The sequence below is a fragment of the Kineococcus sp. NPDC059986 genome, from assembly GCF_040702905.1.
GTDB lineage: Bacteria > Actinomycetota > Actinomycetes > Actinomycetales > Kineococcaceae > Kineococcus.
On record NZ_JBFBND010000013.1, the window covers coordinates 25,473 to 39,921 of the forward strand.

Consider the following 14,449-nt stretch of genomic DNA (forward strand, 5'->3'; position numbering starts at 1 on the left):
GACCGTGACGAGGCCAGCGACCGACCCGACGGTGCTGCGGGCGCGCCGCTCCTGGTACGTCTACGACTGGGCGAACTCCGCCTTCGTCACGACCACCCAGACCGTCCTGTTCTCCCCCTACCTCACGGTGCTGGCCCGGCGGGCGGCCTGCCCCGACGAGCCCACGGGCTGCACGCGGGACCTGACCGTCCTCGGACTGCCCATCGCCCCCGGGTCCCTGGCGCTCTACACGATCACCGTCGCCACGCTGCTGTCCGCCGTCCTGCTGCCGTTCGTGGGCGCGCTGGCCGACCGCACGCAGCACCGGCACCGGCTCCTCGGCGGGTTCGCCTGGGTGGGGGCGGCCGCCGCCACCGCGATGGTGGCGATGGGCGGGGACCGCTGGTGGCTGGGGGTCCTGCTCGCGCTCGTCGCCGTCGTCAGCCTGACGTGCTCCCTCGTCGTCAACGACGCGCTGCTGTGCGACGTCTCCGACCCCGAGGAGCGCGACACCGTCTCCTCGCGCGGGTGGGCCGCCGGGTACCTCGGCGGGTTCACGCTGCTCGCGGTGAACCTGCTCGTCGTCTCCAACCCGGGGACGTTCGGGCTGACCGACGAGTGGGCGGTCCGCGTCTCGCTCGCCTCGGCCGGGATCTGGTGGGGGCTGTTCACGATCGTCCCCGTGCTCGGACTGCGGCGGCTGCCCCCGCGTCCCGTCCTCGACCTCGCCCCCGGGGCGTCCCGCTCGCTCGCGGCGCCGTTCCGCCAGCTCGTCAGCACGCTGCGCGGGCTGCGGCACCACCCGCAGGTGCTCCGCTTCCTGCTGGCCTACCTGATCTTCAACGACGGCATCCAGACCGTCATCGCCGCCTCCAGCGTCTACGGCCAGGAGGAGCTGGGCTTCACGTCCGCGCAACTGCTGACGACCGTCCTGCTCGTGCAGGCCGTCGCCTTCGTGGGGGCCCTCGTCTTCGGCCGCCTGGCCGGCCGGTTCGGCGCCCAGCGCACCGTCCTGGGCGGTCTGGCGCTGTGGATCGTCGTCGTGCTCTGCGCCTTCGCGGTGCCGCGGGGGGCGTTCTCGACGTGGCTCGCCCTCGCGGTGCTCATCGGGCTCGTGCTGGGCGGGACCCAGGCCCTGTCCCGCTCCCTCTTCAGCCGTCTGGTGCCGCGCGGCGCCGAGGCCGAGTACTTCAGCCTGTACCAGGCGGGCGAACGCGGGACGAGCTGGCTGGGCACCCTCGTCTTCGGGCTCGTCGCGCAGCTGACGGGGTCCTACCGGCCGGCCCTCGTGGCGCTGCTGGCGTTCTTCGTCGTCGGGGCGGTCCTGCTCACCCGCGTGGACGTCGCCGCGGGAGTTCAGCAGGCACAGCGCGGTACCGATCCAGTACGTTGAGCGACGTCCGCCCCACGGACACAGCCCCGGCGCGCACACGACCTCCACAACCTGGTCGTGGTGGTCGCGGGAACAGCCGGGGTGGGCACCGCGTTCAACCAACGAGTCTCCTCCACGCCCCCGGATCCCCGGGGGTCGCCGTGCGGAGGGGACGGTGGGGAGGTCACATGAGCGAGCGCAACCTACGAGGGTCCCGCCTCGGAGGCGCCAGCCTCGAGAGCGAGTCCGGCGTCGAGCCGGCCGAGCGCCAGCAGATCACGTACAACTGCCCGAACGGCCACACCGTCACGGTGCCCATGTCGCTCGAAGCGGACGTGCCTCCGTTGTGGGAGTGCCGGTGCGGGGCTGAGGCGCTGCGGGCCGACACCGACGCGCCGGAGAAGAAGGCCGGCAAACCGGCGCGCACGCACTGGGACATGCTCCTGGAGCGGCGCACCATCGCCGAGCTCGAAGTGCTGCTCGACGAGAGGCTCGAGCTGCTCCGCAGCCGCCAGCTGATCAAGCGCAGCGCCTGAGCCGCGCACCCAGGAGGCCGGTCCACCCGTCGGGTGGGCCGGCCTTCCTGGTGTCCGGACCGGGGCGGTCGACTCAGCGTCCGAGTTCGCGGGGGTCCTCGACGACCTCGCCGTCCACCACGTCCCCGTCCACCACGTCCCCGTCGACCACGTCCCCGGGGACCACCCGGCCGGGAACCGTGCCCCCGGCCTCGCGGACCGCACGCTCGACCCGCTGCCGCACGACACGCACGAAGAGCCGACGCAACAGCCGCCGGGTGGGCGGCAGGATGCACAGCAGGCCCAGGACGTCGCTCAGCAGCCCCGGGACCACGAGCAGCGCCCCGCCCAGACCCGCCAGGACGGCGTTGCCGACGACACCGGGCTCCTGCCCGGGCACGGGCGCCCCGAACGGCACCGACGCCGTCTGCCGGAACGCCTCCAGGGCGCGGCGGCCCGCGCGCCGCAGCACGAGCGCCCCGCCGAACGTCTCGGCCAGGAGCAGGACGAGCACCCAGCCCCCGCCGATCACGTGACCCAGCTGGACCAGCAACCAGACCTCGAGGACGAGGAGCAGGACGAGGGCGAGCGGGATCCACGCCGTCCAACGGCGGCGCCGACCCCGGGAGGCGGGAGGCTGGTGGCTCACGCCGTCGGCACCGGGTCGGCCGACCGCGTCGCCGCCGGCCGGCCCCCACGGCCGCCACGGCGGCCGCGGCGCTCCCCACGCCGGGCCGTGAGCAGCAGGAGCAGCGCGGCACCGGTGAGGACGAGCTCGGGGACGTCCCCGACCCGGGTGGCCACGGTCTGCGTCGTGCGCAGCGCCACGTCACCCGTCAGGACGTCCTGGGTGAACAGCGACGACTCGTCGTGGGCGACCCCGTCGGGGCTGATGATCGCGCTGACGCCCACGGTGGAGATCTGCACGACCGCCCGGCCGGACTCCACGGCCCGCAGGCGCGACATGGCGAGCTGCTGGACGGCCTCGTCGGAGTAGCCGAACGTCGCGTTGTTCGTCTGCACCACGAGGAACTGCGCGCCCGCACGGACCGAGTCGCGCACGGTGTCGTCGAAGGCCACCTCGAAGCAGATGACGTCGCCCACGGGGACGCCGTCCATCCGCAGCAGGCCGACGTGGTCGCCGTGGACGAAGTCCCGGCTCACGAGGTCGACCTTGTCGCTGAACATCCGGAAGAACGACCGGTACGGCATGTACTCGCCGAAGGGTGCCGGCCGCTGCTTGACGTAGTGCCGGCTGTCGTCCTCGCGGGCACCGGCCAGGCCCTGGTCGGGGGTCACCACGAGCCCGGTGTTGGAGACGAACCGGCCGGGACCGTCCAGGACGGCACCCACGAGGACCGGTGCGCGGACGTCACGGGCGGCCTGGTCGATCGTCGCGGCCGCGTCGGGGTTCTCGTAGGGGTCGATGTCGCTGGAGTTCTCGGGCCACAGCACCATGTCGGGCTGCCGGACGGTGCCGGCGGCCACGGCGCGGGCCAGCGCCTCCGTCGCGCGGGCGTGGTTGTCCAGGACGGCGGCCCGCCGGGCGTTGAACTCCAGCCCGGGCTCGGGGACGTTGCCCTGCACCGCCGCGACGAACTTCGTGCCGTCCTGGGCCGCGGTGGGCCGGGGCACGAGGGCGCCCGAGGCGGCGACGGCGACGGCGGCCACGGCGAAGAGGGCGGCCGGGCGCAGCCGGGGCACCCCGCGGGGCGCTCCCGCCGGCGCCGGCAACCGCAGCAGGACCAGCACGGCCGAGGCCAGGAACGCCCCCGACAGCGCGACGCCGAACGTCACGAGCGGGGAGCCCCCCAGGGCCGCGAGACCCAGGGTGGGTGCGTCGGCCTGGGAGAACGCGAGCCGTCCCCACGGGAACCCGCCGAACGGGAACCGCGCCCGGGCGGCCTCGAGCGCCACCCAGCCCGCCGCCACGGCCAGCGGCGCCAGCCGCCAGCGCGCCCGCTGCAACCGCGGCAGGAACGCCCCCAGGACGGCGTAGAAGAGCGCGCACACGACCGCCAGGGCCGACCACGGCAGGAGTCCGACGTACGTCCCGCTCCACGCCAGGTGGGGGAACATGAACGCCAGGCCGAACAGGAGCCCCGCGGCGAACCCGCGGCGCGCGCGGACGCGGTGCGTCGCAAGGGTCAGTAGCGCGACGGCGAGGACGGCGGTGGGCCACCAGCCGGCGCGGGAGACGGTGCCGGGGAACGCGGCCCAGGCGGCGATCCCGCCCAGGACGGCCAGGAGCAACGTCAGCGGCAACCGCGGCGGGGCGGGTTCGACCGGGCGGGGAGACACCACGTGAGGGTAACCGCCACCGTCGGCCGCTGGTTCCCCCGTGGAACGTTCCTCGGGGGCCCAGCGGCGGACGGTGGGAACGGTCGAGTCCGCGCACCCGTCGGGCCGTCGCGCCCCCCGTCGGCCACGAGGTGCGCCACGTTGTCTAGGGGCACGCGGACTCGACCCCGTCCACACCGGCTGGACGGACGCTCCGGTCGTCGTCGCAGGTGGTGCGGCTGCGACAGCGGCGGCGCGAGGGTCTGGCCGGTCTTGTCTGGCGTGGACTGCAACCCCGAAGCTACCGTGTCGTTGCCTCGTGTCAACCAGGCCGTGACCTGCGGAAACGTCCATCGCGGCAGGTCACGGCAGGGTCACGGCGAGTGATCACGTCGAGGTTGCCCGGCGTGTCGTCCGGCGTGTCGGCAGGACCGTCACCAGGGCGCGTCGTGGACCACGACGCCGTCGACGACCGTCCGCCGGCACACCGGTTCCGGGGCCCCGGCCGACAGGTCCGGCAGTCCCGGCGTCCCCGACCGGGCGTCCGTGCTCCACCCCGACAGCCGCCGGTCGGGGGCCTGCACGAGGAGGTCCTCCACGTCCCACACCGCGTAGGTCGCGGGGGCGCCCGGACGCAGCACCCCGGGGTGGCCGCGACCGGCGAGCCGGTGTCCACCGCGGGTGTGGGCGAGGAACGCGGCGCGCACGGAGAGGGCGTGCTCCTCACGCGCGGGGAACCCGGCCGCCCGCACGGCGGCCCAGGGCCCGAACGGCGTCACGGGGGTGTCGGACCCGAAGGCCAGGGGCACCCCCGCCGCCGCGAACGCGGCGAGGTCCTGGACGTGCCCCTCCCGCTCCCCCAGCCGGTGCGCGTAGAGCCCGTCCGGGCCGCCCCACGTCGCCCCGAACGCGGGCTGGGCGCTGACGGAGGTCCCCAGCCGCGCGAAGGCCTGCACGACGGCGGCGTCCGCGACGACGGCGTGCTCGACCCGGTGCCCGGCCGAGGCCAGGGCCGGGACGCCGAGGTCGGCGGCGACCGTCTCCAGGGCGGTGACCACGGTGTCCAGGGCCGCGTCGCCGATGGCGTGGAAGGCGGCCTGCACCCCCGCGAGGGTGCACGCGTGGACGTGGTCGGCGACGGCCGTGGCGTCCAGGTGCAGCACGCCGCGGGTCCCGGGGGCGTCGTCGTAGTCCGAGCGCAGGGCCGCGGTGCGCGAGCCCAGGGCGCCGTCGACGGTGAGGTCGCCGCCGAGCCCGGCGACGTCGGCGCCCGCGGCCAGTGCGTCCGCCAGCACCCGGCGGGCCTGCTCGGCGCTCGTGACACGTTCGGCGAGGTAACCGAGGACCCGCGGCAGCGGTTCGGTGGCGGCCAGGTGCTGCAGGGCCTGCAGGTCCCCGGGCGGGGCGAGCCAGCGACCGGACATCTCGTGGACGGTGCCGATGCCGGCCGCGGCGGCCGCCGTCAGGGCGCTGCGCCGGGCGCGGTCTGCGGCATCGGGGGTCAGGGCCGCCCAGCGGGCGTCGAGCGCCGCGTGGTGGGCCGCGCCGCGCACCCAGCCGTCCTCGTCCCAGCCCGGCAGGTCGCGCAGCCCGGCCGCCTCGGCCAGCGCCGTGCTCACCAGGGCGCTGTGCCCGTCCACGCGCGAGAGGACGACGGGGGTCCCGGGCGCCGCGCGGTCGAGCTCGGCCCGCGTCGGGACCGCCGCCCCGTCCCAGCGGGACTCGTCCCAGCCGAACCCGGCCAGCAGCTCCCCCGGCACGGCCCGCGCGGCGACGGCGTCGAGCACCGCGCGCGGCCCGGGGGCGTCGTGCAGGTCCAGGCCGGTGTGCCGCAACCCCGTCTCGGTGAGGTGGACGTGCGCGTCGACGAAGGCAGGGGTGATGAGCCGGCCCTCGAGCTCGACGACCTCGTCGTCCTCGCGGGTCCAGGCGCCGGCGGCCTCGTCGGGTCCGACCCAGGCGACGGTCGAGCCCTCGACGAGCATCGCCGTCGCGAACGGGTCGGCCGGGGAGTACACCGCCCCGCCCCGGTAGAGCCGACGAGCCGGGCGGGCAGCAGAACGGTCCACGTCGGTCAGCGTAGGAGCCGCCCGACGTGGACCGTCGGTCAGGTGCCTCAGGCGGCGGCGGGAGCCGTCTGCCCCGAGGCGTCACCGGTCATGCCCGCCATGTTCGGCATCTCCTTGACGGTGGAGGGGTCCGGAGCGGCGACGTCGACCTTGGAGCCCCAGTCGAAGAAGTCCATCTGGACGTTCAGCGTGGAGCCCTCGACCTTCACCTCCTCGGTCATGCGGACCGGGCGGTCCTCACCGTCGACGTAGAGGGTGAAGGGGACCGAGCCGAGCTCGGCGGCGGCCTTCTTCGCCTCGTCCGTCTGCTGGTCGGCCGGGAGCTGCTCGAGCGCCTTGGCGGCGTCGATCGTGCCGGAGTACCCCTTGGCCTGCACGCCGCGGATGTCCTGGGCGGGCAGCTCCTTGACGTCCTGCGCCACGCCCTGCAGCTGCTCGAGCTGCTTGGTCGGGTCCATCTGCGAGGTGTCCAGACCGGTCGCGCCCAGCTGGTCCAGCGGCATCTTCATCCACTGGCCCTCGGCCGTCAGCGGCGCACCGGACAGGTAGGCCGCACCGTCGACGAAGCGCATCGTGAGCTTGGACCCGCCGGCCTCGGCCGGGAGGTTCATGGTCATCTCGAAGGCGCCCTTGGTCGAGTCGAAGGACCCGTCGGCCGAGACGTCGCCGACGGCGGCGGCCTGGCCCGTGCCGGTCATCGTCAGCGAGAACTTCCCGCTGCCGGCCTCCTTGGAGTTCTTCGCCGAGGCCTTGACGGCCTCGAAGGCCGTGAGCTGCGTGGCGGGCGAGGAGGTCGAGGTCCCCTTAGACGGGGTTCCGGAGGCAGAGTCGTCGCCGCCCCCGCAGGCCCCGAGGCCGAGCGCGAGGACGACCGCACCGCCGGCCGCCAGCGTCCCGATGCGGCGCCGGCGCCGCGAGGTCGGGCGAGTGGTCGAGTGCGTGCTCATGGTGGTTCCCCCCTGAGTCGTGCTGCTGCTGGTGGTGTCGCTGACTACTGTCACAGTGTGCGCCGCCGCACGCCTGTCCGGGTCACCCGTACGGTGCGTCCCCCCGGTCCGTCCGGATGACCTCCACGACTCCGCCCTCACCCCCTCGCAGCAGCCCCCTCTGCGAGACTCCCCGCATGTCCCACCCCGCCGGTCGGCTGATGCTGCTGGACTCCGCGTCGCTGTACTTCCGCGCCTTCCACGGGGTGCCCGACTCGGTGACCGCGCCCGACGGCACCCCCGTCAACGCCGTGCGCGGCTTCCTCGACTCGATCGCCTTCCTGGTGACCACGTGGGGACCGACGCGGCTCGTCGCCTGCTGGGACGACGACTGGCGCCCGGCGTTCCGCGTCGAGGCCCTGCCCAGCTACAAGGCGCACCGCGTCGCCCCCGACGGCGGGGAGGAGGCCCCCGACCTGCTGCTGCCGCAGGTCGACGTCATCGTCGACGTGCTCGCCGCGCTGGGGATCGCCCGGGTCGGGGCCCCCGGCTACGAGGCCGACGACGTCATGGCCACCCTCGCCACCCGCTGCACCGCCACGAGCGGTGACCCCGTCGACGTCGTCACCGGGGACCGGGACCTGTTCCAGCTCGTCGACGACGCGGCCGGCGTGCGGGTCCTCTACTGCGGCAAGGGCGTGCGCAAGGCCGACGCCGTCACCCAGACCTGGCTGGAGGGCAAGTACGGCGTCGGGACCGGTCAGGGGTACGCCGACATGGCCGTCCTGCGCGGCGACCCCTCCGACGGTCTGCCCGGTGTCGCGGGGATCGGGGAGAAGACGGCCGCCGCCCTCGTGAACCGCTACGGCGACCTCGCGGGGCTGCTCGCCGCGGCCGACGACACCGCCTCGGGCCTGTCGGCCGGTCAGCGCACCAAGCTGCTGGCCGCCCGGGACTACCTCGCCGCCGCCCCGGTCGTCGTGCAGACGGCCCGGGACGTGCCCCTCGACGACGTCGAGGACGCGCTGCCGACGGCCCCCGCCGACCTCGACCGGCTCGGGGAGCTCGTGCACCGGTGGGGTCTGCAGTCCAGCGTCGAGCGCGTCCTCACGGCCCTCGTGCACGCCCGCGGCTGACCCGCCGGGGGTCGGACCTCGGGTCTCAGGCCTCGGTGAGGGAGGTGTGCGCGACGACGCCGCGGCGGACGACGTCGACGGCCTCCCGCGCGGCCGACCGGACGGCGGGGTCGACGGACGCGGCCGCGACCTGGTCGAGCAGGTCGACGAGCTGCTTGCAGCGACGGACGAAGTCCCCCGCGGCGAGGTCGGCCTCCCGCAGCACGGCGTCGAGGCGGTGCCCGCTGGCCCACCGGTGCACGGCCCACGCCAGCCCCGGGTCCGGTTCCCGCGTCATGGGCACCTTGTGGTGGTCCTCGCGGTCGGTGAGGTCGCTCCAGAGCCGGTGCGTCGTGGCGATGGCCTGCTCGGTGCGCCGCGGGATCCGCTCGGGACGGCCCCCCTCGTCGCGCCGGGACTCGTGCACGAGCGCCGAGACCGCCGCGGCGAGGTCGGCGGGCGGCAGCCCGGCCCACGCCCCCTCGCGCAGGCACTGCGCGACGAGCAGGTCGGTCTCGGCGTTGATCCGCCGCAGCGTGCGGCCGGCGTCGGTGACGGAGCGGCCGTCGGGGGCGAGGTAGCCCAGCTCGGCGAGCAGGTCGCACACGCGGTCGAAGGTGCGGGCGATCGTCCCCGTGCGGCCCTCGATCTTGCGTTGCAACCCCTGGGTGTCGCGGCGCAGCTTCTCCTCCCGCACGGCCCAGCGCGCGTGCTCCTCCCGTTCGGCGCACCCGTGGCAGGGGTGGGCGCGGACGGCCTCGCGCAGCCGCAGCAGTTCGGCGTCCTCCTGCGGTCCCGCGCCCTGGCGGCGCCGCGGCGGCGGGTCACCCCCACCGGTCTCGGCGAGCGCGTTGCGCAGGGAGGAGGCCAGGTCGCGCCGTTCCTGGGGTGAACGCCAGTTGAAGTTCTTGGGGATCCGGACCCGGGCGACCGGGTCGACGGAACCGGTGAAGTCCTGGGCGTCGATGGTCCGCACCTGGCGGTCCTGGGACAGGATCCGCGGGGACGGGCCGTCGAACCCCTTGCCGGCCACCAGGTCCAGCACGACGCCGAAGGAGGACCGGCGGCCGCTGGGCAGGCGGACGACGTCACCGCGGGACAGGGTCTCCACGCTCGCGCGGGCCTCGGCCCGGCGCGCGGCCGCCCCCACGCGGGACAGCTCCTTCTCCCGGTCGGAGATGGACTGGCGCAGCGCGAAGTACTCGCGGAAGTCCCCGAGGTGGCACGTCATCGCCTCGGCGTAGCCGGCGAGAGCCTCGTTCTGGTTCCTGATCTGCTGGGCCTGCCCCACGACGGCCCGGTCGGCCTGGAACTGCGCGAACGACGTCTCGAGGATGTCGCGCGCCCGGTCGCGGCCGACCTGCTCGACGAGGTTGACGGCCATGTTGTACGTCGGCCGGAAGCTGGAGCGCAGCGGGAACGTGCGCCGCGACGCCAGACCCGCGACGGCCTCGGGGTCGGTGCTGCCGGACCAGACGACGACGGCGTGGCCCTCGACGTCGATGCCGCGGCGGCCCGCGCGGCCGGTGAGCTGGGTGTACTCCCCCGGTGTCACGTCGACGTGGGTCTGCCCGTTCCACTTCACGAGCTTCTCGAGCACGACCGAGCGCGCCGGCATGTTGACGCCGAGGGCAAGTGTCTCGGTGGCGAAGACGGCCTTGACCAGACCGCGGGCGAACAGGTGCTCCACGGTCTCCTTGAAGACCGGCAGCATCCCCGCGTGGTGCGCGGCCAGGCCCCTCTCCAGACCCTCGAGCCAGCCCCAGTAGCCGAGGACGGCGAGGTCGGAACTGGGGATCTCGGCGCAGCGCTCCTCGGCGACGGCGCGGATCTCCTTGCCCTCCTCGGGGCTCGTGAGCCGCAACCCCCAGGCCACGCACTGCTCGACGGCGGCGTCGCACCCGGCCCGGCTGAAGATGAAGGTGATGGCCGGCAGCAGCCCGGCCTGGTCGAGGGTGTCGAGCACCTGCGCCCGCGAGACGGGTCGCTGCCCGCCACCGGGACGGCCGCCGCCGCGGGGCGCGGGGCGGGCCTGACCGCGGCGGCGACCGCGGCCGGGGCTGGACGCGAGGCGGTCGGTCCGGATCTGCTGACGGGACATCGCGACGAGCTCGGGGTTGACGATCGCGCCCGGCACCAGCGACCCCTCGTCACCCTCCAGCGGATCGCCGTCGGGATCGGTGAACAGGTCGTACAGGCGGTTGCCCACGAGCAGGTGCTGCCACAGCGGGACGGGCCGGTGCTCGGAGACGACCACCTCGGTGTCGCCGCGGACGGTGTCCAGCCACGCGCCGAACTCCTCGGCGTTGCTCACGGTCGCCGACAGCGACACGACGAGCACCTCCGACGGCAGGTGGATGATCACCTCCTCCCACACGGCCCCGCGGGAGCGGTCGGCGAGGTAGTGCACCTCGTCCATGACGACGTAGCCGAGCCCGTCCAGCAGCGAGGAGTCCGCGTAGAGCATGTTCCGCAGGACCTCCGTCGTCATGACGACGACGGGCGCCTCCCCGTTGACGGAGTTGTCCCCCGTGAGCAGGCCGACCGCGGCCGAGCCGTGCCGGGCGACGAGCTCGGCGTACTTCTGGTTCGACAGGGCCTTGATGGGGGTCGTGTAGAAGGCCTTGCGGCCCGTGCGCAGCGCGAGGTGGGCGGCGAACTCCCCCACGACCGTCTTGCCGGCACCGGTGGGGGCGGCGACGAGGACGCCACGACCGGACTCGAGGGCCTGGCACGCCTGCAGCTGGAAACCGTCGAGCTCGAACCCGAGGGTGCCGGCGAACTGCGCGAGTTCAGTCCGGGAGTCCTCGGTGCGACGGCGCGCTGCCGCGTAGCGTTCCGCGGGGCTTGCCATGAGGTGAGCTTACATCATCCCCTGAGTTAGAGGATTTACAAAGCGTCGATCGCTGAATCAGAACGACGAAGTCGCGCATTTTGCGACACCATATTTTAGCAGAGGCACTCCAGATGAGCATTTTGTTGGCGCCTGAGCCCAAAAGCGAAGAGCAGTAGGCGGAGAAGCGCTCCAGCCCTCCCTGCGCTGGACGACTCAATGGCACTGCCGCAGTCGGCTCCCTGCCACCTGGAGCATGCCGACATCCCGCCGTCCATCGCCGGTCGCACTCATTCAGGTTACCCGTTGGTCGCCTTGCTCGACAGGTTTGCCACGGTCCGCCACCTAGCGTTTAGGCGAAGCGGGGGAGGAACGGAGTCAACCTCCCTGCCCCAGATCACCACTCAGCACATCGACCATCAGTGCGCGCCATCGATCCAGGCCAACCCCCGCGGGCCGCATCGACGCATTCAAATGTTGTCGCATCGCCGCCACATGTTCATTGTTCCACTCGTTTTGGTCCGCAACGGCCACGAATCGCCTGACTGCGCTTTGATGATCAATCTCCTCAGCCAGCGCCGCCCGCGCAAGATAGCGCATATAGGCCAAGGGAATGTTCTGACCCGTCGGAGTCGCAATGGCCGACTCCCTTAGAATTGCCTCGAAGTGCGACCTCATTTCGCGACCGTTGCGAACATCTGCAGAGGCAAGAGTACGTAAACCAGCAGAACACCAACCGGCCGCCAATGCATCATTCGCCCAAAAATGCGCCACCAGTGGGTCGAACCCCTCAACCGAGAATCGAATCGCCAGGTCGCGGAGCTCGGTCAGCCAGCAGCCCTGATTCAAGTTCTTTGTTACCATTCTCGCCTTCTCAAACGCAGGAACTGCCCCATGTAATCAAAGTCAGGTTGAATCGAGCTACTTCTATCGAGCCGCCGAGTCACCGCCTCAAGACTTCTCTTGCGCCACACACCCCGCAGGGGTGCCAGGGGTCAGTGGAGGCCAGCTGATAGGACGCCCTGAATACCCTTGCGCATCTCGGGACGGCTCATCACGGAACCCGGTACGGGGTTCCACCACCACAGTAAGTAACTCGAGCCGCGGGCGAGGTCAAGGTAACGCTAATAAGGTCACCCGAATCGCCGTAAAAGATTGTATCAGCCCCGTTGTAGTAGCCCGCACCGCTCTGCTTAGTCTTCCCAGTTGTCGCATTCAGTGAGTACATCAACCCGGTCCCTGTCGACCGCGGAATGTACTTCTTGATTTCCGTGGAAGGGAAAGTAACTCTAACAATGGTGCCTCCATGCGTGACAACCACCCCGTTACATCTGGGGAACGGTGCAGCAGACGCGCTGACAGCAGGCGTCATGGCGAAGGCACTTAACGAAAGCGAAGCCGCGCAAGCAACGGCTAGGGTTCGGAACTTGATGCCGCCAACGCGACGCATTTGAGCCTTCATGATTCCACCTCGAGTCGAGCTTTCCGGAGTCAGGAGAACATGACGAATCTAGCGATCGTTAGGGGGACACTACAAGGCCATCGCCTAGGGCAAATATATTAGGGACCAAGTATGACTAGTGCGCCGGGTGCTGCTTCACACAGGACGGGTAAGTGGCTTGCAATGGGTTCCCCATCCGCGTAGGGAGGCCAACCGAAGCCGCTGCCGAGGAACTCGAGCAGCACCCGGCGTCCCCGATGCACGGTCACCTCTGGCAGCCCGACGTGCGTGCCCTTGCGGGCGCGGGGGAAGAGCTGCAGCGCCGCGACGGGGCTGAGGCGGTCGACGACGACGACTTCGAGCAGCCCGTCGGTGGGGTCGGCGTCCGGGGCCATGCGGATCCCGCCGCCGTAGCAGCGGGTGTTAGCCACCGCGACGAGGAGGGCGTCGAGCTCGTGCGCGACGCCGTCCAGGGTCACCCGTACCGGCAATCCGCGCACGACGGCCAGCTCGCGCAGGGCGGCCAGGGTGTAGCGGGCCGGACCCCGGGGCCAGCGCCAGGCGTTGGCGCGTTCGTTGATGAGCGCGTCGACGCCGGAGGCCAGGATGCTGGCGAACCAGCCGGTGCCGCCGGCGTGCTCGACGCGCACGGCGTCAACGGTGCGGTGCCGACCGGCGTGCAGCGCGCGAGCCACCGACTCGGCGGCGGCGACGGGGTCGCCGAGGGGCAGGTCCAGTCCGCGGGCGATGTCGTTGCCGGTCCCGGCGGGCACGATGCCCAGCGCCGTCCCCGTGCCCGCGACGGCCTCGACGCCCGCGTGCACGATCCCGTCACCGCCGACCACGACGAGGGCCTCGAACTCGCCCGTGCGCTCGCGGGCGGTGCGGGAGACCTCCGGCAGGTCGGGTCCGGAGAGGTCGGTGACGTCGTGGCCGAGGGACCGCAGCGTCTGCAGGACTCTCGTGCCCGCGGCACGGCCGTCCCCGCGACCCGCCGTCGGGTTCACGAGGAGGCCGACACGCCCCAGGGAGACCACCTGCGTCAGATTGGGCTGGCTTCGTCGTCCGACAGGGCGCCGTAGTCCGGCTCGGGGGAGTTCTTCTCGCGCCGGCGGTCGTTGCCGAGGCAGATGACGGTCGCCAAGGCGAAGAGGACGAGGAGCGGCAGCGCCAACAGCAGCATCGTCGTGACGTCGGACGTCGGCGTCACGAGCGCGGAGAAGAGGAAGCTGAGGAAGACGCTGATGCGCCACTGCTTCAGGATCGCCTTGCCGGAGAGCAGGTGCGCGAAGTTGAGACCCACGAGCACAACTGGCATGAGGAACCCGAGGCCGAACGCCAGGATGATGCGCATGACGAACGACAGGTAGACATCGGCGCCGATGTAGTTCGCCGCGTTCACCGGCGTGAAGTCGATGAGGAAGCGCATCGCGTTGGGCAGCACGCTGTAGGCGATGGCCGCACCGGCGAGGAAGAGGGGCACGGCGGCCGAGATGAAGCCGACCGCGTAGCGCTTCTCCTTCTTGGTCAGACCGGGCGTGATGAAAGCCCAGAACTGCCACAGCCAGAACGGGCTCGAGGCGATGACCCCGCACCAGATGGCGCCCTTGACCCGAAGGTCGAAGGCCTGGCCGACCTGGGTGAAGTTCAGCGCGACGTTGCGGTAGCCCTTGTCCGCGGCGAAGTCGAGCAGGGGCTGCTGGAGGTACTGGAAGACGCCTTCGAAGGTGCCCCAGCTGTACTTCCACCCACCCCACAGGAACCAGCCGAAGATGCTGCCGATGAGCAGGAAGACGGCTGCCTTGGCGACCCGGTTGCGCAGTTCCCTCAGGTGCTCCATGAGGGGCATGCGCCCCTCGGGGTCCTTGGGACGGCGGCGTCGGACGGTGGGCACGGCCATGGCAGTCGTGAGCTCCTGG

Annotated in this window: 11 protein-coding genes; 3 read left to right on the forward strand and 8 right to left on the reverse strand. The window is 72.3% G+C overall.

The genetic code is table 11. The features are described from left to right. The first annotated feature begins 4 nt into the window (after nucleotides 1-4). Together AB0637_RS11775 and AB0637_RS11780 are read left to right on the forward strand one after the other, a co-directional pair. Nucleotides 5-1,372: an MFS transporter gene (locus AB0637_RS11775; RefSeq protein ID WP_366172355.1), complete on the forward strand. Its 1,368-nt coding sequence runs from the start codon at nucleotides 5-7 to the stop codon at nucleotides 1,370-1,372. A gap of 167 nt (nucleotides 1,373-1,539) precedes the next feature. Next, nucleotides 1,540-1,887 (forward strand): RNA polymerase-binding protein RbpA, encoded by a 348-nt coding sequence (locus tag AB0637_RS11780; RefSeq protein ID WP_366172356.1) that lies wholly within the window; start codon nucleotides 1,540-1,542, stop codon nucleotides 1,885-1,887. 73 nt (nucleotides 1,888-1,960) lie between these two features. Here the strand turns inward: AB0637_RS11780 and AB0637_RS11785 are convergent, their stop codons facing one another. The 4 genes from AB0637_RS11785 to AB0637_RS11800 form a co-directional block, all read right to left on the reverse strand. Beyond that, a complete protein-coding gene (locus tag AB0637_RS11785; RefSeq protein ID WP_366172357.1) occupies nucleotides 1,961-2,515 on the reverse strand; it encodes an FxsA family protein in 555 nt (184 codons plus the stop codon). Further along, on the reverse strand, nucleotides 2,512-4,167 hold the full coding sequence (gene lnt / locus AB0637_RS11790) for an apolipoprotein N-acyltransferase (RefSeq protein ID WP_366172358.1): 1,656 nt from the start codon (nucleotides 4,165-4,167) through the stop codon (nucleotides 2,512-2,514). The genes AB0637_RS11785 and lnt overlap by 4 nt, the downstream gene beginning before the upstream one ends. Before the next feature lie 413 nt (nucleotides 4,168-4,580). After that, nucleotides 4,581-6,131, reverse strand: a complete 1,551-nt coding sequence (locus tag AB0637_RS11795; protein ID WP_366172476.1) for an amidohydrolase family protein — start codon at nucleotides 6,129-6,131, stop codon at nucleotides 4,581-4,583. Between the two features lie 131 nt (nucleotides 6,132-6,262). Next, a complete protein-coding gene (locus AB0637_RS11800) occupies nucleotides 6,263-7,162 on the reverse strand; it encodes a DUF6612 family protein (RefSeq protein WP_366172360.1) in 900 nt (299 codons plus the stop codon). Nucleotides 7,163-7,338: 176 nt separating this feature from the next. On the opposite strand from AB0637_RS11800, the gene AB0637_RS11805 reads away from it, so the two are divergent. Further along, nucleotides 7,339-8,277, forward strand: a complete 939-nt coding sequence (locus AB0637_RS11805; RefSeq protein WP_366172361.1) for a 5'-3' exonuclease — start codon at nucleotides 7,339-7,341, stop codon at nucleotides 8,275-8,277. Between the two features lie 25 nt (nucleotides 8,278-8,302). On the opposite strand, the gene AB0637_RS11810 is transcribed toward AB0637_RS11805, so the two are convergent. The 4 genes from AB0637_RS11810 to tatC form a co-directional block, all read right to left on the reverse strand. Next, a complete protein-coding gene (locus AB0637_RS11810) occupies nucleotides 8,303-11,110 on the reverse strand; it encodes a DEAD/DEAH box helicase (RefSeq protein WP_366172362.1) in 2,808 nt (935 codons plus the stop codon). A 357-nt stretch (nucleotides 11,111-11,467) separates the two neighbouring features. Beyond that, nucleotides 11,468-11,953: a hypothetical protein gene (locus tag AB0637_RS11815; protein ID WP_366172363.1), complete on the reverse strand. Its 486-nt coding sequence runs from the start codon at nucleotides 11,951-11,953 to the stop codon at nucleotides 11,468-11,470. A gap of 696 nt (nucleotides 11,954-12,649) precedes the next feature. After that, a complete protein-coding gene (locus tag AB0637_RS11820; RefSeq protein ID WP_366172364.1) occupies nucleotides 12,650-13,567 on the reverse strand; it encodes a diacylglycerol kinase family protein in 918 nt (305 codons plus the stop codon). A gap of 5 nt (nucleotides 13,568-13,572) precedes the next feature. Further along, nucleotides 13,573-14,430, reverse strand: a complete 858-nt coding sequence (gene tatC / locus AB0637_RS11825) for a twin-arginine translocase subunit TatC (protein ID WP_366172365.1) — start codon at nucleotides 14,428-14,430, stop codon at nucleotides 13,573-13,575. Between the last annotated feature and the right edge of the window lie 19 nt (nucleotides 14,431-14,449).